The 19,417-nt window shown below is 61.5% G+C and carries 24 protein-coding genes; 9 read left to right on the top strand and 15 right to left on the bottom strand.

The annotated features are described in order from the left end of the window. The gene (locus tag E4Q23_RS06460; protein ID WP_169065859.1) at positions 1–483 is read right to left on the bottom strand and encodes an outer membrane protein assembly factor BamE; all 483 of its coding nucleotides are present in this window, start codon (positions 481–483) and stop codon (positions 1–3) included. A 202-nt stretch (positions 484–685) separates the two neighbouring features. On the opposite strand from E4Q23_RS06460, the gene fur reads away from it, so the two are divergent. Continuing rightward, on the top strand, positions 686–1,159 hold the full coding sequence (gene fur / locus E4Q23_RS06455; RefSeq protein ID WP_169065858.1) for a ferric iron uptake transcriptional regulator: 474 nt from the start codon (positions 686–688) through the stop codon (positions 1,157–1,159). A gap of 73 nt (positions 1,160–1,232) precedes the next feature. On the opposite strand, the gene E4Q23_RS06450 is transcribed toward fur, so the two are convergent. Together E4Q23_RS06450 and E4Q23_RS06445 are read right to left on the bottom strand one after the other, a co-directional pair. Beyond that, positions 1,233–2,108 carry a peptidoglycan DD-metalloendopeptidase family protein gene (locus E4Q23_RS06450; protein WP_336511617.1) on the bottom strand — a complete coding sequence of 292 codons (876 nt, stop codon included), beginning with the start codon at positions 2,106–2,108 and terminating at the stop codon, positions 1,233–1,235. Continuing rightward, on the bottom strand, positions 2,105–2,317 hold the full coding sequence (locus tag E4Q23_RS06445) for a neutral zinc metallopeptidase (RefSeq protein WP_169065857.1): 213 nt from the start codon (positions 2,315–2,317) through the stop codon (positions 2,105–2,107). The genes E4Q23_RS06450 and E4Q23_RS06445 overlap by 4 nt, the downstream gene beginning before the upstream one ends. Positions 2,318–2,586: 269 nt before the next feature. Between E4Q23_RS06445 and E4Q23_RS06440 the strand changes: the two genes are divergently transcribed. Next, positions 2,587–3,633 carry an inorganic phosphate transporter gene (locus E4Q23_RS06440; RefSeq protein ID WP_169065856.1) on the top strand — a complete coding sequence of 349 codons (1,047 nt, stop codon included), beginning with the start codon at positions 2,587–2,589 and terminating at the stop codon, positions 3,631–3,633. Between the two features lie 11 nt (positions 3,634–3,644). After that, on the top strand, positions 3,645–4,301 hold the full coding sequence (locus tag E4Q23_RS06435; RefSeq protein ID WP_169065855.1) for a DUF47 domain-containing protein: 657 nt from the start codon (positions 3,645–3,647) through the stop codon (positions 4,299–4,301). A 320-nt stretch (positions 4,302–4,621) separates the two neighbouring features. Here E4Q23_RS06435 and E4Q23_RS06430 read toward each other — a convergent pair whose 3' ends face one another. From E4Q23_RS06430 to E4Q23_RS06420, 3 genes are read right to left on the bottom strand one after another with little or no spacing between them, the layout of a single operon-like run. Beyond that, positions 4,622–5,098 (bottom strand): hypothetical protein, encoded by a 477-nt coding sequence (locus tag E4Q23_RS06430; RefSeq protein WP_169065854.1) that lies wholly within the window; start codon positions 5,096–5,098, stop codon positions 4,622–4,624. Between the two features lie 25 nt (positions 5,099–5,123). After that, positions 5,124–5,759: an SCO family protein gene (locus tag E4Q23_RS06425; protein WP_169065853.1), complete on the bottom strand. Its 636-nt coding sequence runs from the start codon at positions 5,757–5,759 to the stop codon at positions 5,124–5,126. Positions 5,760–5,765: 6 nt separating this feature from the next. Next, a complete protein-coding gene (locus E4Q23_RS06420) occupies positions 5,766–6,143 on the bottom strand; it encodes a hypothetical protein (protein ID WP_169065852.1) in 378 nt (125 codons plus the stop codon). Positions 6,144–6,393: 250 nt separating this feature from the next. Here E4Q23_RS06420 and E4Q23_RS06415 point away from each other — a divergent pair, with 250 nt between their 5' ends. Continuing rightward, on the top strand, positions 6,394–7,584 hold the full coding sequence (locus E4Q23_RS06415) for a class I SAM-dependent rRNA methyltransferase (protein WP_169065851.1): 1,191 nt from the start codon (positions 6,394–6,396) through the stop codon (positions 7,582–7,584). A 37-nt stretch (positions 7,585–7,621) separates the two neighbouring features. On the opposite strand, the gene msrA is transcribed toward E4Q23_RS06415, so the two are convergent. Genes msrA through E4Q23_RS24500 form a run of 4 tightly spaced genes read right to left on the bottom strand, consistent with a single transcriptional unit; the run spans position 7,622 to position 9,618 of the window. Further along, entirely contained in the window at positions 7,622–8,257 is a 636-nt protein-coding gene (gene msrA / locus E4Q23_RS06410; protein WP_169065850.1) for a peptide-methionine (S)-S-oxide reductase MsrA, read from the bottom strand. Further along, positions 8,254–8,772 (bottom strand): peptide-methionine (R)-S-oxide reductase MsrB, encoded by a 519-nt coding sequence (msrB, locus tag E4Q23_RS06405; protein WP_169065849.1) that lies wholly within the window; start codon positions 8,770–8,772, stop codon positions 8,254–8,256. The genes msrA and msrB overlap by 4 nt, the downstream gene beginning before the upstream one ends. 19 nt (positions 8,773–8,791) lie before the next feature. Continuing rightward, a complete protein-coding gene (locus E4Q23_RS24505; RefSeq protein WP_272873642.1) occupies positions 8,792–9,304 on the bottom strand; it encodes a DUF1223 domain-containing protein in 513 nt (170 codons plus the stop codon). Positions 9,305–9,309: 5 nt separating this feature from the next. Next, positions 9,310–9,618, bottom strand: coding sequence for a DUF1223 domain-containing protein (locus tag E4Q23_RS24500; RefSeq protein WP_169065848.1), 309 nt, complete (start codon positions 9,616–9,618; stop codon positions 9,310–9,312). A 388-nt stretch (positions 9,619–10,006) separates the two neighbouring features. Between E4Q23_RS24500 and E4Q23_RS06385 the strand changes: the two genes are divergently transcribed. The 4 genes from E4Q23_RS06385 to hslU all read left to right on the top strand — a co-directional run bounded on the left by E4Q23_RS06385 (position 10,007) and on the right by hslU (position 14,447). After that, positions 10,007–11,068: a CobW family GTP-binding protein gene (locus E4Q23_RS06385; RefSeq protein ID WP_169065846.1), complete on the top strand. Its 1,062-nt coding sequence runs from the start codon at positions 10,007–10,009 to the stop codon at positions 11,066–11,068. A gap of 258 nt (positions 11,069–11,326) precedes the next feature. Further along, entirely contained in the window at positions 11,327–12,526 is a 1,200-nt protein-coding gene (locus E4Q23_RS06380; RefSeq protein ID WP_169065845.1) for an STAS domain-containing protein, read from the top strand. Between the two features lie 50 nt (positions 12,527–12,576). Further along, entirely contained in the window at positions 12,577–13,113 is a 537-nt protein-coding gene (hslV, locus tag E4Q23_RS06375; RefSeq protein ID WP_169065844.1) for an ATP-dependent protease subunit HslV, read from the top strand. Positions 13,114–13,115: 2 nt separating this feature from the next. Next, positions 13,116–14,447: an ATP-dependent protease ATPase subunit HslU gene (hslU, locus tag E4Q23_RS06370; RefSeq protein WP_169065843.1), complete on the top strand. Its 1,332-nt coding sequence runs from the start codon at positions 13,116–13,118 to the stop codon at positions 14,445–14,447. A 110-nt stretch (positions 14,448–14,557) separates the two neighbouring features. Here hslU and E4Q23_RS06365 read toward each other — a convergent pair whose 3' ends face one another. The 3 genes from E4Q23_RS06365 to aceB form a co-directional block, all read right to left on the bottom strand. After that, the gene (locus E4Q23_RS06365) at positions 14,558–14,986 is read right to left on the bottom strand and encodes a universal stress protein (RefSeq protein ID WP_169065842.1); all 429 of its coding nucleotides are present in this window, start codon (positions 14,984–14,986) and stop codon (positions 14,558–14,560) included. Beyond that, positions 14,983–15,726, bottom strand: coding sequence for a TerC family protein (locus E4Q23_RS06360; protein WP_169065841.1), 744 nt, complete (start codon positions 15,724–15,726; stop codon positions 14,983–14,985). Before E4Q23_RS06360 ends, E4Q23_RS06365 begins: the two co-directional genes overlap by 4 nt. Before the next feature lie 293 nt (positions 15,727–16,019). Continuing rightward, positions 16,020–17,618 carry a malate synthase A gene (aceB, locus tag E4Q23_RS06355; protein WP_169065840.1) on the bottom strand — a complete coding sequence of 533 codons (1,599 nt, stop codon included), beginning with the start codon at positions 17,616–17,618 and terminating at the stop codon, positions 16,020–16,022. A 117-nt stretch (positions 17,619–17,735) separates the two neighbouring features. On the opposite strand from aceB, the gene E4Q23_RS06350 reads away from it, so the two are divergent. Next, a complete protein-coding gene (locus tag E4Q23_RS06350; protein ID WP_169065886.1) occupies positions 17,736–18,641 on the top strand; it encodes a LysR family transcriptional regulator in 906 nt (301 codons plus the stop codon). Between the two features lie 155 nt (positions 18,642–18,796). On the opposite strand, the gene E4Q23_RS06345 is transcribed toward E4Q23_RS06350, so the two are convergent. Then, positions 18,797–18,994 (bottom strand): hypothetical protein, encoded by a 198-nt coding sequence (locus E4Q23_RS06345; protein WP_169065738.1) that lies wholly within the window; start codon positions 18,992–18,994, stop codon positions 18,797–18,799. Positions 18,995–19,007: 13 nt separating this feature from the next. Beyond that, positions 19,008–19,208 (bottom strand): hypothetical protein, encoded by a 201-nt coding sequence (locus E4Q23_RS06340; RefSeq protein WP_169065839.1) that lies wholly within the window; start codon positions 19,206–19,208, stop codon positions 19,008–19,010. Positions 19,209–19,417: the final 209 nt, after the last annotated feature.

Below are 19,417 nucleotides of genomic sequence, written 5' to 3'. Positions count from 1 at the left end.
TCACAGTCCCACGCTCTCGAGTATTTTGTCAAAAAAACCCTCTTCGTTCGGCGGCGGAACGGTTGCGCTCCCGTCGGTCGGCAGCGAGCCGAGATCGATTTCCCGAATCCGTGTTTCCGGTAGCACGGCACCGTCGGTCGGTGCGGCGGGGGCGACGTCGCCGGTGACTCGCACCAGCTTGCCGTCGTCGTCAAAATAAACGACGAAATTCCGCGTCTCGGCCTTCGAGCTGTTGCCTTTCTTCATCGAGTAGAAGTAATCCCAGCGCTGGGCATGGAACATGTCAACCAGCACCGGCGTACCGAGAATGAAGCGCACCTGATCCTTGCTTAGGCCGGGGCGCAACTGCGAAACCATGTCCTGGGTCAGAACGTTTCCCTGTTGTACATCGATCCGATACTCGGTAATGATATGCGGGACCTCGGAGCAAGCCGATATCACGCAGAGAACAAGGACGGCAGTGGCAAATCGCGGGAAGGTCATGTTCGGGTCGGATCGTGGTAAAGGATCAAAGAGAGGTGAGGTGAGCGTTGCTACAGTCGCCACAACCAACTACCAACTGCCAGTCGTCGGATCGACCGATAAGCCTGCGGAATGCTTGCCTCAGCTGATCACGGCGGCAGTCGACGGTATATGATAACCGAAATAGTAGCCCACTTTCCCAGCAGCCGACCAAGGTAAGCAGATGAGCAACTCAGACAATCTCAAGAGTATGGGGCTGAAAGCCACGCTTCCGCGCCTCAAGATTCTCGCCCTGTTCGAGAGGACCGAAGTTCGCCATCTTACGGCAGAGGATGTCTACCGGCTGCTACTCGCCGAGAATCTTGACGTTGGCCTGGCGACCGTGTATCGCGTTCTTACGCAGTTCGAACAGGCGGGCCTCCTCGAACGTCACTATTTCGAATCGGGCAAAGCTGTTTTCGAACTCAGTGCCGGGCAGCACCACGATCATCTGGTGTGCATCGACTGCGGACGCGTCGAGGAATTTTACGATGCCGAGATCGAACGTCGACAAACAAGCATTGCCCGCGAGCGCGGTTTCATCATTCGCGAGCACGCGCTCTACCTTTACGCCGAATGCAGCAAGCCGGAATGCTCGCATCGTGCCGCTGCGGCGAGCAGTTCTGGCGAGCGTAACAAACTGCCAGCCATCGACTGAAGCGTGGCGCCCGCCACCCGCATCGCCATCGCCGACGGCTTGCGCGCAAGCGTTTGCCGACGTTTCGGCTGCGTCAGCTCTTCTTGCCTGACTCGACCACAAACAGTTCGGGGTTCACCATCGCGCCGTTGAGGATCACGCTCCAGTGCAGGTGCGGGCCGGTGGCGCGACCGGTCATGCCAGCGGCGCCGATGCGCTGTCCCTTGCTTACCGTTTCGCCGGGCTGCACGGCGGTGCTGTCGAGGTGGCAATACATGCTGATCAGGCCGTTGCCGTGATCGACAAACACGGTTTTGCCGTTGAAGAAGTAGTCGTCGACGGCGAGTACTTGACCCTGCGCATTGGCCTTGACCGTTGCTCCGCGCGCGACGGCGATATCGAATCCGGCGTGCGCTGAGCGGGGCTCGCCGTTGAAAAATCGGCGTACACCGAAGCGCCCGCTGCGCCGCCCTTGCGCAGGCAGGACGAAAGCCAGGTCGGTTTCCGTTGCTTCGCGCCAATGGCGTTTCAGGCGCTGGATGGTGGCTAGTTCTTCCTCGACGCGGGTCAGATCGCTGGCCGACAACTGCACCTTGCTGCTGTCCTTCATCGTGATTCGTTGCGCAGGATAATCCTTGTTGACGACAGAGAAGGGGTGCCGTTGCCATTCGCCAGCGATGTCCACCCGTAGCTCGTACGTCCCCGGGGTGGTTGCCAGATCGAGACCGACCACGGCGACCCACTGCGCGTCCTCGGCGGCCACCAGTACCCGCTGCTCACCCAGCCAGGCCAGCGGCCGTGTGCTGCTGGCCGAAATCGGGCCAAGAACGATCAAGGCCACGCCGCCGGGGACACTGGCCGCCGTCGGTAGCGCTGCGTGTGCCGAGGAGCCGGTCAACAAGGCGATCAGAAGGGTCGCGCACGACGAGGTGGCGATGGTGACGATTCTGCGCATACGGTGGGTGATCACAGTGATTTCGGGGAGAAGCCGTCGCATTGCCGGAGGTCGCCGCTGTCCATGCCACGTTTGAACCAGTGTACGCGCTGGCTATACGTGCCGTGGGTGACGGCTTCTGGTACCACCTGCCCTTGCGTTTGCCGTTGCAGGCGATCATCGCCGATCGCCGAGGTGGCCGTCAACGCCTGCTCAATGTAGCCGGCTTCGAGGAACGGCTGCATGTTGTCGGGGCGATGATCTCAGACGCCGGCGAAACAGCCTGCCTGCCATTCGGGTCGCACTGACAACTCATTGGCTGCCGCCTGTTGTTCGCTCTTTTTTTTGTGCGGCGCTCGCTCTGGTTGCCCAGGCGCATGATTCGTCCTCAAGGTGGCTGTTTGGCGCTGCAGATGGCAGAAAAAAAATGTACAAATGCGAATTTTCGTGCATAATCCGCGCACTTTTTACAAGCAGAGGCCCGCAGAGGCTTTTTTTTACAAGAAGGGTGCGTATGGATACTTTGTTCTGGATGGCCGTGGCGACGGTGGTGGTGGTGTTGATCTTCGACTACACCAACGGCTTTCATGATGCCGCAAATATCGTGGCGACGGTCATCGCCTCACGGGCGATGACTCCGGTGCAGGCCGTTCTGATCGTCGGCTTTTTCGAGTTCATGGGCCCTTTGCTCGGCGGTACGGCGGTCGCCAACACCATCGGCAAGTTCGTCGATCTGAATGGTGTCGACCCGCAGCTCGCCGTGTTGATCATGTTCTGCGGCCTGCTCGGCGCCATCGTCTGGAACCTGGCGACCTGGTGGCTCGGCATTCCCTCGTCGTCGTCGCACGCGCTGGTCGGCGGTCTCGCTGGAGCGGTGGTTGCGGCAGTGGGCTCAGAGCATGTGGTCTGGGGCTTTCGCGAGCTGATGACCACCGGCCAGATGACCGGCGTCACGAAGGTTTTGCTGGCCCTGTTTGTCTCGCCACTGCTCGGATTCTGGGTCGGATTCTGGATTCATCGCCTCGGGCGTCGCTTGCTGGCCGGTGCCAAGCCGACCGCCAACGCCACTCTGCGCAAGTTGCAGTTCGTGACCGCTGCCGGCCTGGCGTTTTCACACGGCGCCAACGATGCGCAGAAGAGCATGGGCATGCTCACCCTGGTGTTGATGCTGGGCGGCTTCATCCCGAGTTTCGAAGTGCCGTTCTGGGTGGTTCTGTCCTGTGCTGCGGCGATCACCCTGGGCATCATGTCTGGTGGCTGGCGCATTGTGCGTACACTGGGCTTTGCCATCTACCGGGTGCGGCCGCTACACGCTTTCGACTCGCAGCTCACTTCAGCGCTGCTGATTTTTACCGCTTCAATGGTCGGGGCGCCAGTATCCACAACGCACGTGGTGGCCACCTCGATCATGGGCATCGGCTACTCCGAGCGTCCGCGTGCCGTACGCTGGAAGAAGGCCAAGGACATCGCCAAGACCTGGGTGATCACCATCCCGGCGGCGGCTCTCACATCCATCGTTATTTACGCCATTACCAGAATCATGCTTGGTCAGACCACCTGAGGAGATAAATCATGGAAGACAATCAAACCAACAACGCCAACAAACCGATTTTCCGCCGCCTGTACGAGCGCGTCTTCCCGACCGTCGCCGACTTCTTCGGGATGCTCGCCGAGCAGAGCACCAACGCCGCGGAGACCACGCGTCTGCTGGTCGAATTCATGGAGACCGGCGACGTCGCTGTCAGCCAGAAAGTCCGCGCCGACGAGCACCAGGCCGACCGCATGAAGGCTACCAACCTCGGTGTCCTGGCCGAAGCCTTTTCGACGCCGATCGACCGTGAAGACATCCATCGCGCGATCATGACGCTCGACGACATCGTCAACTACTGCAAATCAACAGTGGTTGAAATGGACGTCCTGGGTCTGACCCCCGACAAGTTCAGTCTGGAAATGGCGCTGCACCTCAGGGAAGGCACCGATGCGCTGGCCAGGGGTTTCGGTCGCCTGGCTTCCGATCCGGCCGCTGCTGGCGTCGACGCAGCGGCCGCCCGGAAGGCGGAACGTACGGTCGAGAAAGCCTATCGGCGAGCGATTGTCGAGCTTTTCCAGGGCGACGATTACCTCAACATGTTCAAGCGGCGCGAGACCTATCGTCACATGTCCAATGCTGGCGACCGGGTAGCTGACGCGGCCAATGCACTCGACGACATCGTTGTCAAATTGTGCTGAAAACCGCTGCTTCGATCGGGGTTGTATTCACCAGTCCTTAGGTTTAAATTGGAGCTGCCAATGTCGGCACAGTCACAAGGAGATGCGTATGAGGAAGCTTACCGCCGGCCTGATGGCTTTGGCGCTGATGCTGTCAAGTGCAACCGCGGTCGCCTGTTCGGCTGATAAAGCCAAGGATGGCAAAGCTGAAATGAGCACTCCGTCAAAACCAACGAGCTGACTGGTCGGACCCCCTTCAACCACAGCGGCGCGTACCTCAGGTACGCGCCGCGTTCGTTTTGTGCCCGGCGCTGAGTGTGTGCTTAGTGTGCTGAGTGTGTTCAATCACAGCTCGCCTGGCAGGCGGCTGGCTCACCGGCGCAGTCGCCTTTTCCGGTGACTGTGCATTGCTGACGCGAGCGGTAGCTGAAGCTGACGCCTTCGCCGTAGCTGCAAGTCAACAGGTTTACCTTGCCCTGCTTGCTGGTCGCCATCCGCGCAACCGGCATCGCCTTGATCGTTTCCGCCGCCAGGTCGCACGAGACGTAGGCGGAAAAGGCGCCGTCTGCGGACTCCCACTGGGCGACGTTCTTCAGTTTTCGGTAGGCCTGATAGTCGGTGCACACGCTGGTACTTTGCTCGTACATGCGTTGGTTGTCGCTGCAGTAGCCGGTGAAGGTGTACTTGAGCTCCGCTTCGCTGGGGCAGCTGCCGACCTGGACGGCAGTCGCCAGGCTCGGGCACGACAATGTTTCAGCGCTGCTGTCGGCGGTTGCCGATGCGAGGACAAGAAGACAGGCGATCGTGGATGCTTTCATGGGGAGGTTCTCCGATGGCAAGTGACTACTGCGAAGCGGGTGCCATACGTCTGGCCGCCGATGGAGGTCCGTTGCCGGCCATTATTTGGCGAATCTGATCGGCGATTTGCTCCGCCGGCGTGGCGTAGGCAAACTTTCGGATAAAGCGACCGTCGGGGCCGAGTAGAAACATCCCGGCGCTGTGGTCGACCGCGTACTGTTCGAGCGGAGCGCCGGGTTCGCGGACTTTCTCGTAGCGCACCCTGAAGCTCTCGGCGGCTTTGCGGACCAGCTCCGGTGAACCGGTCAGGCCGATGATGCGCGGGTCGAAGAAGGCAACGTAGTTGCGCAGGGTGTCCGCGCTGTCGCGCTCCGGGTCAACGGTGATGAACAGCGCTTGCAGCGCGTCGGCTTCCTTGCCAAGTCGGCTGATGACCATCGCCATTTCGGCCAGCGTTGTCGGACAGATGTCGGGGCAGTAGGTGTAGCCGAAGGTGAGCAACTGGAAGCGCCCGCGGAAGTCCTGGTTGCTGACCGCACGCCCGTTGGCGTCCATCAGCAAGTAGCGGCTGCTGATGCCCGTTTCGCCGTAGGCCGGTATCTGGTCCGCGGCAAGGTCGGCAGCCAGGGACAGCGGCGCCAGCCCGGCGGCCAAGGACAGCGCGAGCAACAGTCTTTTCATTGCGCGCTACCGGGCTGTTGCTGGCGCTGTCGGCAGCAAAGCCTGCAAGCGTTTCGAGAGTTCGTCGAGCCGGCCGGAAAAAGTTGCGGCCGCGGGGCAGGGCTCGTGCCTCGTCTGGCCTTGAGCGAGGAAGGCTGTGTTGGTCTGTTCCTCGAAAGTCTCGCCGTAACGACGGGTCTTTGGCGCATGCCGGATGACCAGTTGCTTGGCCTCGCCAGCGATCGCCATCTCGCCGCAGGCCAGCGCCTGGCCGTTCAGTTGTCCGAGGTCGCTAATGGCAGCGAGGGTGGACGCTGCGGAGGCCGCGCTGGCTGCAGACTCCGGGGTCGCGACGGCAGGTCCGGCGAGCAAGCTCATGGCGGCGAACAAGGTCAGGCGTTTCATCAAGGCTCCAGTGCGGGCAGGGCGGTGTACGGCGCTTGATTATAGGGGCTGCGGGCCGGGGCTTTCGTTGATGACGCTCAAAAAGAGCCCCGCCAAGCAGCACTAGTTGGCCAGCTGGCAAGGGCAGCGACCGTGGCCACGCTACGCGCGGCGGATGGGCGTTTCTGCTGCAGCTGGTGTAGCTGGTATACACTGCGCCGCTCTTACCTCATTGTCGCTCGGGCATCGCACCGGGTGCCGGATACTCAGCATGGCCCAACTCGTTCTTCTTTCCGGCAAGGATCGTTCGCTTGCCCGCCGCCATCCGTGGATCTTTGCCGCTTCGGTCGACCGCTTGCGGGGTCGCGCCCGCCCGGGCGATACCGTGGATGTCGTTGCCGCCAACGGGCGGCCGCTGGCGAAGGCTGCCTGGAGTCCGGAATCGAAGATTCGCGCCAGGGTGTGGAGTTTCGATCCCGACGAAATCATTGACGATGCTTTCTTCAAGCGCCGCATTCTGGCCGCCGTCGAGCGTCGCCGGCTGATGCCGGAACTGTCCGGCGAGGGGGGCATGCGCCTGATTCATGGCGAATCCGACGGTCTGCCGGGCCTGATCGCCGATTGCTATGGCGACACGGTCGTCGTGCAGCTGACGGCTGCCGGCCCGGACAAGTGGCGATCGGCGATCGCTGGCGCCTTGCAGCGCGCGACGGGCTGCGCGCGCATCTACGAACGATCCGACTCCAATGTGCGTCGGCTCGAAGGGCTGGAACCAGTGAGCGGCTGGCTGCTCGGCGAAGCGACGGAAGAGGCGTTGCTGATTGTCGAAAACGGGGTGCGTATCAAGGTTGACGTCGTCACCGGTCACAAGACGGGTTTCTATCTCGATCAGCGCGACAATCGCCTCTTGACCCGCCAACTTTCTGCCGGGCGCTCGGTACTCAACTGCTTCTGTTATACCGGCGCATTTTCCCTGCAGGCGCTGGCCGGTGGCGCAGCAAGCGTGCTTTCCATCGATTCCTCGGCACCGGCGCTGGCGATGGCCGCCGACAACCTGGCGCTCAACCCGCAACTCGATGCGGGCCGTGCCGCGTGGCGCGAGGACGATGTCTTCGAGGCCCTGCGGGCGCTGAAAAGCGATGGCCAGGGCTTCGACCTGATCATTCTCGATCCGCCCAAGTTCGCGCCATCGGCCGCGCACGCCGAAGCGGCTGCGCGTGCCTATCGGGATATCAACGTCTTCGGTTTTCGCCTGCTCAATCCGGGGGGATTGCTGATGACCTATTCCTGCTCGGGCGGTATTCGTAGCGAGCACTTCCAGCAGATCGTCGCCGATGCCGCGGTCTCTGCCGGCTGCGATGCCCGTATTCTGCGCCGCCTGTCGGCACCGCCGGATCACCCGGTGGCCCTGCATTTCAGCGAGGGTGAATACCTCAAAGGCCTGCTCTGCCAGGTGGATTGAGGATGCTGGGGCAGCGACCCTGCCTCGGCTACTGTGGCTAGCGACTACCCCACAGGTTCTCCACCCGTTGATCGCGGCCGCAACCGCTACGGTAGTAGGAGTAGCGGATGGGGTTCTTCTTGTAGTAGTCCTGGTGGTAGGCCTCGGCCAGGTAGAAGGCCGACGCTGGCTGCAGCTCGGTTTCGATGCGCGTGAATTTGCCGCTCTTGAGCAGCGCATCGCGGCTGCTTTCGACGGCCTTGCGTTCGCTATCGTCCTGCCAGTAGATGCCGCTGCGGTACTGGCTGCCGACGTCGCAGAACTGGCGGTCTTTGACCGTCGGATCGATATGCCGCCAGAAGTATTCCACTAGCTGTGGATAGCTGACTTTTTGCGCGTCGTAGTGCACGCGGACGGCTTCGGTATGCCCGGTGCCTCCGGCACTCACCTGCGCGTAGGTCGGGTTGACTGTCTGGCCGGCGGTGTAGCCGGATTCGACGGAAATTACGCCGGGCAACTTTTCGAAATCGGCTTCGATACACCAGAAGCAACCGCCGGCAAAGATTGCCGTCTGTGGCGTGGCCGTGCTCGGCGCGGCCGTCTTGTCGGCAGCCTGGTCCGCGGCCGACGCAGCGCCCGCTGCAGCACCAATGACCAGCAAGGACAGCGCCGTCGCCAGTGCTCGCCGGCTCATGTCCGTAACTCCGGCAGCTTCTCGGAACGCGCAACGAATTGCAGTGCGACACCATTGTTGCAGAAGCGCTTGCCCGTCGGTTTGGGGCCGTCGTTGAAAATGTGCCCCTGGTGCCCGCCGCAGCGCGCGCAGTGGTACTCGGTACGCGGATAGAAGATCTTGAAGTCGGTCTTGGTGGCCACTGCCCCTGGCAGGTGCTGCCAGAAACTCGGCCAGCCGGTACCGCTCTCGTACTTCGTCGAGCTGTCGAACAAGGGCAGGTAGCAGGCGGCGCAGATAAAGGTTCCGTCACGCTTTTCCTGGTTCAGTGGGCTGCTGCCGGCACGTTCCGTGTCCTCCTCGAAAAGAACGCGATAGGACGCTGCTGGCAGCAGGTCGGCCCATTCGGCTTTCGGCTTCGACAGTGGGCTGCCGGGCGTGGCTTGGGCGCCTGCCCAGCTCGGGCCGGAAGCAGCAACGGGCAGAAGAAAGGCGCCCAAGCCGCCCAGCCATTTCAGTGATTGACGACGATCCATTGTGTTCTCCATAGAAAGATCAGCTTGCTGTAGCGGTCGCCGGCTGCAGGCAGCCAGGTAGCGCTACTGCTTGTAATACCTCGCCAGCCTGCGCATCCTGTACGAAGGCAGCAACGCCGAGCTGCTTGAGCTGCCAGTCGGCCGGGATTTTCAGTGTTTGCTGCCAGAGCGCAGTGCCATCGGCCTTGCTCAGCGGCAAGGCTGTCGACCAGAAGCGCACCACTCGTTCGTGTTGCAAATTGACGCCGCGATTCTCGCCGGCACGAATCTCGCTGCGCAGCTGGTTCTCGTAGATGATCACGAAGGCCTCGGCGGCTTGCACCGCGCGCTCGCCTTCCCTGAGCGTGAAGCGCGCTTCGAGATCGACGGCGTTATCGCCCGCCGAGCGCATCTGCAGAGCGATGTCGGCAGCGGCTGGTCGTCGGTTGATCTTCTCGATGCGCTCGGCGAAGTTGGTCGCCGTGTGCCATTTGCGCAGTTCTTTCATGCCCGTAAACACCTCGGGCGTGTAGACGGTGCTTGACCTCGCCAGGCGCGTCAGCCAGCGTTGGCGTTCGGCGAAGGCAGGCTGGGCGAAGGGATCCTGCCAGCAATGTAGTCCCAGTAGTCAACGTGTAGGGCCAGGGCGACCACCTGGTCGGCGGAAAAGCCCTGCGACAGTTGGCCTAGCCACTGGTCTGCGGGTGGGCAACTACTGCAACCCTCGGAGGTATACAGCTCGATTAGCGCGACGCGGTGTGCGGGACTCTGTTTCGCGCAGCTCGCCGCTTGTGCCAGCGGCGAAAGCGCCAGGCAGAGCACGCTCAAGGCAGCGGCTACTGGTGAGCATCGGTGGGCGGAAGGCATCGTCTTCTCCTGGCTGGGGTTTGCGAAATGGTCGTATGTGGGGGGGCAAACCTTACGCTTTTCTGTGTCGTGCGCCGCTTTCTCCGCTTGACATGATGCTTGACAGAGAAGCGCCTCTGCGCTCTTAATTCACAATTCGCAGCCATGATGACCCGCACAACTTTCTCGAAGCGCGGGCGGGAAGCGTCTGTGGACGCTGAACGCGTCGCCTTGTTCATCCGCCGGACGAGGTTTGCGCGCCGCGCTAACGGTCATGACCATCGAGACAGCCCAGATCATGAAAGTCATGACCGTTATCCCCTCTTTCCCGACCCTTCTCCCGCGAGGGAGAAGGGAGGTTTGTGAGTCGCTTGCGCGACTTTCGCATTAACGCGCAGGGACGATCGCGATGCCACGACTAGACCCGCAGCGGGCGATTCCGGTGACCCTGCTGACCGGTTTCCTCGGCGCCGGCAAGACGACGCTGCTCAACCATTTGCTGCAGCAGCCGGCGCTTGCCGATGCGGCGGTAATGATCAACGAGTTCGGCGAAGTCGCGGTTGATCATTTTCTGGTCGAAAAGGTCGACGACAATCTCGTTGTTCTCGCCTCCGGCTGTCTTTGCTGCAGCGTTCGTGGGGAACTTGCGCGTAGCCTGCGTGACCTGTTCATGCGCCGCTTGCGCCGCGAGATCCCTGTTTTCTCGCGAGTGCTGATTGAAACCACGGGGCTCGCCGATCCGGCGCCGGTGCTGTACACCTTGCTTGAGGACTTCTTCATCGCCGAGCGCTTTCGCATCGACGGGGTGCTCACGGTGGTTGACGTGACGCACGCTGATCGCCAGCTCGGGCGCCATTTCGAGGCCGTCCGCCAGGTGGCCATGGCCGACCGCCTGCTGCTCACCAAATGCGATCTGGCGACGCCCGAGGAGATTGCCCGCGTCGCTCGCCGGCTGACGCGCGCCAATCCTGGCGCGACGCAAATCGAGGTCCGTAGGGGGAGCATTGACGCCGCTCAGCTGATCGGTTGCGGCCTCTACGACCCGGTGACGCGGAGCGTCGATGTTCGCCGTTGGCTGGCTGAGGAGAAAGTGGCGGCCGCAAATGCCGAGCGGCCGGGGCAGCACGGCCATGATGCCAATCGTCACGATGCCCTGGTGCATGCTTTCGTGCTACGTTTCGAGCAGCCTTTCGCGTGGCCGGAATTTGCCGAAGCGATCGACGTGCTGCTCGCCACCTGTGGCGATCGCATTCTGCGCGTCAAGGGTTTGATCAAGGTCGAGGGTGAAGCGGCGCCGCGTGTCGTCCATTGCGTACAGCATATCCGCTATCCGGAATCGGCATTGCCGGAGTGGCCAGACGAAGACCATGGCAGTCGTCTGGTATTCATCGTTCGCGCCTTGGCCCGCGACATCGTCGAAAAAGCTTTTGCCATGTTTTGCGGGGCCGTCGCCGGGAGTGCTGGCGACTGACATGCGCCAGTACATCACTCGTCGCCAGAGCGCTCGTCATGCGCCACGGCAGGCGAGTTTTCTGCCGCATGGACGGGCCTGCTGACGGGGCGCGGTATTGGCACCGGCCAGCAAATGCCGAGGATTTGCATCCGCAGTCGGGGTACAAATTGCAGTGTGCTGAACGATGTGTTAAAAGGTGATTCGTTAGCAAAATCACCCGCACGCCCTCTCGCCATGGTCTTTTCGTTTTTCAAGAAGTCGCCGCCGGAAAAGAAAATGCCTGTCCGGTCAGCCGCCGTGCCTCCGTCAGCAGACGATCGGGGCACTGCTTCTGCTGCGTCGTCCAAAGAAAAGCCGAAACCGGCCGCTGCACCGGTGGGCCTCGCCCGCTCGGACGTCCCCTTTGCCACTCCGGCGACTACCCGCGAAGGGCCAGCGCTGGATCTCAGCGAGTTTGTGTTCAGCGAAATTGCCGCCGAGTTTCAGGTCGAAGCAGAACTTGATCCGCTCGACGCCGAAGCCGAAGAGGCGGCGATGCTGTATTCCAATGGACAGGACGCTGCGGCTCGCTCCTTGTTGGAGAAGGCGATCCGCGAGTGGCGCTCTGGCCCAGGTGAGCGCTTGTGGCTGATGCTCTTTGATCTGCTGCGCTTGACCGGCCAGAAAGCTGCGTTCGACGCGCTGGGGATCGAGTACGCACAAGCCTTCGAGAAATCGCCTTCGCTCTGGCGCGAGGTCGTCGTCAGCGCACAGGTGCTCGGGAAAGTGGTCGGAACGGCACTCTTCAAGGGTGAATTGCTCGCTGATAATGATGCCGGGTTTGACGCGGTTCGCCTGGCACTCAAGAAGAATGCGCATCTTCGCCTCGACTTGTCGAAGCTGCGCAAACTCGATGCTGGCGGTTGTGAACGGCTTCTGGCGCTGTTGCAGCAAGCCCGTCGGGGCAGGGCCGAGATCGATCTCCTGGGCCGCGATGGCCTCGGTGCTCTGCTCGACGGCCAGATCGCTGCCGGTCGCCCCGAAGACCGGCCATGCTGGTTGCTGAAACTCGAACTCTGCCAGTTGCGCGGGCAACTGGAGGTCTTCGAGGAAATGGCGATCAACTATGCGGTAACCTTTGAAATCTCGCCGCCGTCCTGGGAGTTTGATCGCGTGGCGGATAGCGAGCCTGCGCCGCTGGAGCTGGCGGCGGCCGACCAGCTGCTAACCGAGGCCTACGTTATCAAAGGCGAAATCAAGGGGGCCCGTTTCGGCGACCTGCAAGCATACGCCGGCGCCAACGATCCCGTATTGATTGACTGTTCGACGGTGACGCGCATGGACTTCCTCAGTGCGGGGGCCTTGCTCAATATTCTGACCTCGGTGAAACGCTCGGGTCGACAGATCATTGTCCGTCACCCCAACTACCTGCTTGCCGAATTGTTCCGGGTCGTCGGCTTGCGCGGCGTGGCAGAAATCGAATTAGCCAGGAATTAAGGTGAACGTCGCCTACGCGACTCACGAAGTACAAACCACGGGAGTTCTGGATGGATCAATACCACGGGACGACGATTCTGTCGGTTCGCCGCGGCAAGGCTGTGGCCATGGGCGGCGACGGGCAGGTGACGCTCGGCAACCTGGTGATCAAAGCCAGTGCGCGGAAAGTTCGCCGTATTCATCAGGGCCAGATCCTTGCCGGCTTTGCGGGCGGCACTGCCGATGCTTTTACCCTTTTCGAACGCTTTGAAGCGAAGCTCGACAAGCATCAGGGAAATCTCATGCGCTCGGCGGTTGAACTGGCCAAGGACTGGCGCAGCGATCGGGCACTGCGGCGGCTCGAGGCGATGCTCGCCGTGGCCGACCGGGAGAATTCGCTGATCATTACCGGCAATGGCGATGTCGTCGAGCCAGAATACGGTATCGTGGCCATCGGCTCAGGCGGGGCTTTTGCGCATTCGGCGGCACGGGCGCTGCTCGAGAACAGCGACCTTGATCCAGCCGAAGTGGTCCGCAAGTCGCTACAGATCGCCAGCGAGCTGTGTATCTACACCAATCAGAACTTCACCATCGAGGTGCTGGAATAAACATGTCGTCCATGACTCCGCAGGAAATCGTTCACGAACTCGATAAGCACATCGTCGGTCAGGGCAAGGCCAAGAAGGCTGTGGCCATTGCCCTGCGCAACCGCTGGCGGCGGGCGCAGGTTGCCGAGCCGCTGCGCCAGGAGATCACCCCCAAGAACATTCTGATGATTGGTCCCACCGGCGTCGGCAAGACCGAAATCGCACGTCGCCTGGCACGTTTGGCGAACGCCCCGTTCATCAAGGTCGAGGCGAGCAAGTTCACTGAGGTCGGCTACGTCGGCCGCGACGTCGAGACGATCATTCGCGACCTGGTCGAGGTTGCCATCAAGAACGTTCGTGAGCAGGCGATCACGAGCGTCCGCGAGCGCGCCCAGGACGCCGCCGAAGAGCGCGTCCTCGACGCTTTGCTACCGTCCGCGCGGGCGACCTACTTCAACGACACGCAGGCGTCCGAGGAGAGCACGACCCGGCAGAAATTTCGCAAGAAGCTGCGCGAAGGGGAACTCGACGACAAGGAAATTGAAATCGAGGTCGCCGCCCCGTCGATGCAGGCCGAGATTTTCGCGCCACCAGGGATGGAGGAACTGACCTCGCAAATCCAGGGTATGTTCCAAAACATGGGTAGTGGTCGCAAGAAGTCACGCAAACTGAAGATATCCGAGGCGCGCCGGCTGTTGATCGAAGAGGAAGCGGCGAAACTGGTCAACGACGAGGATGTCAAGCTGACGGCGGTCGGCAACGTCGAGCAGAACGGCATCGTCTTTCTTGATGAAATCGACAAGATCGCCTCGCGTAGTGACACCCACGGCATCGACGTCTCGCGCCAGGGAGTGCAGCGCGACTTGCTGCCTCTGGTCGAAGGCACGACGGTATCGACCAAGTACGGGATGATTCGCACCGATCATGTGCTGTTCATCGCCAGCGGCGCTTTTCACCTCGCCAAGCCTTCGGACCTGATTCCCGAGTTGCAGGGTCGCTTTCCGATTCGTGTCGAACTCGATTCGCTGTCGGTGGCTGACTTCGAGTGCATTCTGACCCAGACCGATGCCTGTCTGACCAAGCAATACGAGGCGCTGTTGACCACCGAAGGCGTAACCCTGGATTTTTCGGAAGAGGGCGTCAGGCGGCTGGCGGAGATCGCCTGGTCGGTCAATGAGCGAACCGAAAACATTGGCGCCCGCCGGCTACATACGGTCATGGAGCGCTTGCTCGAAGAGGTGTCGTTTTCTGCCAGCGAGGGTCGTTTCGAAAAAGTGGCCATCGACGCCACCTACGTTGACGCTCGTCTCGCTGAACTGGCGAAAAACGAGGATCTGTCGCGCTACGTCTTGTAAGTGGTGGCCATCGCGGCGCGCAGACCGCGGACCGACCTCACCGGTAAATTACCCGTCCGCAGCGGGCTGGTCTGCCGATAAAATCCCCGTCGGGCGGGGCTGCCTGCGGATTACTTGATGACCAGCACCGGCAGTTCGGTCAGATGAATGACGCGCGTAGTGACCGAGCCCAGCAGGATGCCGGCCACCGAGCCGAGGCCACGTGAGCCCATGACGATCAGCGTGCCGCCGTGCTCCGTGGCGTAATCGGCGATTGCGTGCGCAGCCTCGCCGATCAGAATGTGCTTCGAGTAGGCGAGGCCTGCCGCCGCGAGTCTGGTGCTGGCCTCGGCCAGCGCCGTCTCACCGGATTCCCGGTGGTAGTCTTCGATGTTGTTCTTGCTGACAAAACGAGTAACGTCCGATGGCAGCGCTGCCTGCACGTTCACCAGACTGATGGTCGGCGGCACGGTGCAGGATGGCGCTTGCTGCACGACATGCTCGACGGCACGCAGACTAGGCGCTGAGCCGTCGACGGGAAGCAGCCAATGTGCTTTCACTTCCGTTTTCCTTCCATGAGTTCTTCGCTGTTCGGCGCGGCAAGCTCGTTGCTCGGATGTCGTTCATGCTGTCGGCTGGCCAACAGCTTTCCAACCGCGACCACCATCAAGGCGCCGACCGCTGAAGCCAGGTAAGTGCTGTAGGGAAGGATCTCACGCCAGCTTGCCGGGACCGTCGGGTCGGTGAGCAGCATGCCGCCGCCGATCCAGCCCAGCAGTCCGCCGCCGGCGGTGATCACCACCGGGTAGCGATCCATCAGCAGCAAAACCAGTTTGCTGCCCCAGACAACGATCGGGATCGATACCGCAATACCGAAAACCACGAGAACGATCGATCCATGCGCGGCCGCGGCGACGGCGATGACGTTGTCGACGCTCATGACGGCGTCGGCGATGATGATCGTCTTGATCGCGCCGGCCAATGTCGCGCTGGTGGCGATGTTGCTATGCTCATCTTCGTCTTCCGGGATCACCAGTTTGATGCCGATCCAGAACAGCAGCAATCCACCGACGATCTTGAGGTAAGGAACGGCGAGGAGTTGCAGGGCGAAATAGATCAGGACAACGCGCAGCCCTATCGCTCCGACGACACCCCAGAAGATTCCCTTGTTGCGCTGTGCTTCGGGTAGCTTGCGGCATGCCAGAGCAATGACCACGGCGTTGTCGCCACCGAGCAGGATGTCGATGGCGATAATCTGGAGGACGGCGATCCAGAAGGTGGGTGAGGCGAGGTCGAGCATTGGTGTGTCTATCCTTGTTGCAGCTTGCGCCTGCCGCCCATCCGCGTGCGGCGAGCTTCGGATAGTGGTGGCGCGAGGCGAGGGTGATGCGCTTGAGTGCGTAGAACTTGCTGATTGTCTCACACCTGCCCAGCCGTATTGACTCCCGCCCACGCGGATTCAGGGGAGATGGTCGGGAGTTTTCTCACGTCGCCGCTTTGCGCTGGCAGACCGCCGGTACAGGATGGCAAGTGAAAGACGGAAAACGGCGCCGTGAAGCACGGCGCCGTTTCCTGGACCTGCTCTTTTCGGTCTCAGTCCATCGCTTCGTACAGTGGAAGCGTCAGAAACTCGGGGTACTCGGCGCTCAGCGACATCTTGTCGAAGATCACCGCTGCCTGCTCGTAGGTGGAGGTGTCTTCGCCCTGTTGGCTGACTGCTGCCTTCACTTTCGCCAGCTCCTCGGCGATCATGCCGCGCACCATCGCCGCGGTGACCTTGCGGCCATCATCGAGAACGCCTTTCGGGGAAACTACCCACTGCCAGACCTGCGAGCGCGAGATTTCGGCGGTTGCTGCGTCTTCCATCAGGTTATGGATCGGCACGCAGCCGTTGCCCGCGAGCCAGCTGCCGAGGTAGTGAATGCCGACGTTGATGTTGTTGCGCACGCCCGCTTCGGTAATTGGTTGCGAGGGTTGGAAGTCAAGGAAGTCAGCGGCGGTGAACACCTCGTGACGCTGCTTTTCCCACTGGTTCGGGCGATCACCGAGGACTTTCTGAAACTCCTCGGCAGCGATCGAGACCAGACCCGGGTGGGCGACCCAGCCGCCGTCGAAGCCGTCCTTGGCGTCGCGGGCCTTGTCGTGGCGGATGCCGGCCAGTGCTTTTTCATTGGCCTCGGGATCGTTCTTGATCGGGATCAGAGCACTCATGCCGCCCATCGCCGGCGCCCCGCGCGAGTGACAGATTTTCACCAGTTGCAGCGCATAGCTGCGCATGAACGGAACTTCCATGGTGATCGCGGCACGGTTGGCGAGGCAGAAGTCCGGGTCTTTCTTGAACTTCTTGATGCAGGAAAAAATGTAGTCCCAGCGGCCGGCGTTGAGTCCGGCGGAGTGCTCACGGAGTTCGTAGAGGATTTCTTCCATCTCGAAGGTGGCCAGAATGGTTTCCACCAGCACGGTTGCCTTGATCGTGCCGCGTGGCAGGCCGATGTGCTCCTGGGCCATGACGAAGATGTCATTCCACAGTCGTGCTTCGAGGTGCGATTCCATTTTTGGCAGATAGTAGAAGGGGCCGGCGCCGCGTGCGATCTGTTCCCTGGCATTGTGGAAAAAGACCAGCGCGAAATCGAAGATGCCGCCGGAAACGCGGCGGCCATCGACAGTCACGTGCTTCTCGTCCAGGTGCCAGCCGCGCGGGCGAATCTGCAGCGTGGCGACCTTGTCGTTGAGCCGGTACTCTTTGCCTGCTTCGTTGACGAACGACAACTCGTGCCGAATGGCCTTGTAGAGATTGACCTGGCCTTGAATCTGGTTGTCCCACTTCGGGCTGTTCGAATCCTCGAAGTCGGCCATGTACGAGTCGGCGCCCGAGTTGAAGGCGTTGATCACCATCTTCGCTTCGACCGGCCCGGTGATTTCGCTGTGGCGGCGTTCGAGGGCCTTGGGCAGCGGGGAAACGCTCCAGTCACCTTCGCGAATATTTCGAGTTTCAGGCAGGAAGTCGGGTACCTCGCCAGCGTCGATAGCCGCCTGGCGGTCGATGCGCGCCTGCAACAATTCCTGGCGGACGCCTTCGAAAGCACGGTGCAGTTTGGCGACCAGAGCCAGCGCATCGGTTGTCAGAATGGTTTCGTAAGCGGGCTTGATGGGGGCGTTGATTTCCATTCCGGCGGGCAGATTGAGGCTCATGTGGTGGCTCCTGTGAAAGGTTTATGATGCAGCCCGCAAATTCTATTCGACGCGACATTGAAAGAGAAGGTCGATTAGAATCAAATGATTTTTTACCTCTGGTATGTAATCGGGCTCATGGATCATCTCAAGCAACTTCGTGCCTTCGTCGAATCGGCGACACGCGGCAGTCTCTCGGCGGCCGCCAGGGTGGAAACCGTTACCCCCGCCGTGATCGGGCGCCGTCTCGACGCGCTCGAGGCGCGCCTCGGTGTCAAGTTGCTGCTGCGCACGACGCGCAAGCTTTCCTTGAGCTTCGAGGGACAGGCTTTCCTTGAAGACTGCCAGCGAATCCTCAATGAGTTGGGCAACGCCGAGGCGGCGGTTTCGCTCGGTGGCGTAAGAGCCAGCGGTCATCTCAAGGTGTCAGCGCCGGCGGGTTTCGGGCGGCGGCACGTGGCGCCGCAGGTGGCTGCGTTCATGGCCGAGAACCCCGAGGTCAGCGTCCGGCTCGACCTCAGCGATCGTGTTGTCGACCTGCTGAACGAGGGCGTGGACTGTGCCGTGCGCATCGGAGAAATGGCCGATTCGAGTCTCGCCAGCAGCAAGCTCGGTGAAATGCGTCGTGTGGTGGTGGCCAGTCCAGCCTATCTGGCCAGGCATGGGCAGCCTCTGGTTCCGCCCGATCTGGCGGCGCATAACTGCTTGTCGCTTGACCAGCAGCGTGGCTGGGCCTTACGCGAAACACCGAACGGCGAAGTCGTGCAGCGTAAGGTGTCGGGGGCATTCGAGTGTAACGATGGTGCGGTCCTGCACGAGTGGGCGCTGGCCGGCAAGGGCCTGGCCTGGCGATCAGTCTGGGAAGTGGGCGAGGACCTGCGGTGCGGACGGCTGCTTTCCTTGCTTGACGACTATGCGGCGCCCCCGGTGGGCATTTACGCGGTATTTCCGCAACGCCGGCATTTGCCGCTGCGTGTGCGCTTGTTCATCGATCTCCTGAAGACGACTTTCGGCGATTCGCAGTACTGGGGGTTGGTCAATTAAAGCGCTGCGTTACGCGTTACGCGTTTCGGGGGCGGGGGCTCACGACAATAGCCGTCCTGTTGTGGTGACGCGCAGGCGAAGCGCCATGTTGTCAGGGCAAGAGTCGGCGGGCACAGACGTGCCTAGCCGCAAGGCAGGTCTGTGCCACTGCTCGCTCATTGCGGCTTGCCGGCTGCTTTCTTGGCCGCTCGCAGCAAAGCCTTGCGTGCTTTTTCGGCCCTGATGTGCGCCAGCGCCTGCGCGCGGTTGCACTCCTTGCAATAGGAATGCAGGCCATCGGCACTGCGCGAGTTCTTGTGAAACTCGAGCAGCGGCTTTTCCTGCTTGCACTTGACACAGACTTTCGTGGCCATGGGGATTACCGGATCAGGGGACGTGTTTACGGGACAGGGGGTGGACAGCGGGGGGGGCTGGCTGCGAAGGAGGGTGGTAGAACGCTGCGGCCGTCGCCTGGTCGGCTGACAGGCCGTGCTCGCGATCGTCCTCCAGGTAGCTCGGAAAAGGCAGCAGCGATTGGTCGAGGCGCTGCGCCGAATCGCTCGCAGGGGAGGAAGTGAGAGTTTTCATGGGCTCTATCCAAGTGCGCAGCGCGAAAGCTGCTGGTGAGGGTTGTTTTTCCGAAGATGCCATGGCCGCCTCCCGGCTATGGGTAACGGCTTGGCCCGACCGTTCTAGAAAGCCTGTTAATGCGCGTCAACCGCAAGAGGATTGTCGAAGGTCACTCACCGGATTGGCGCATGCCAGCAAATGATACTTTCCGCCTGCACAAATCTTTC

This window comes from Candidatus Accumulibacter phosphatis (assembly GCF_012939955.1).
In the GTDB taxonomy this organism is placed as follows: domain Bacteria; phylum Pseudomonadota; class Gammaproteobacteria; order Burkholderiales; family Rhodocyclaceae; genus Accumulibacter; species Accumulibacter delftensis.
The sequence above is the reverse complement of the archived record's forward strand: the minus strand, read 5'-3'. Positions and strand labels throughout refer to the sequence as shown.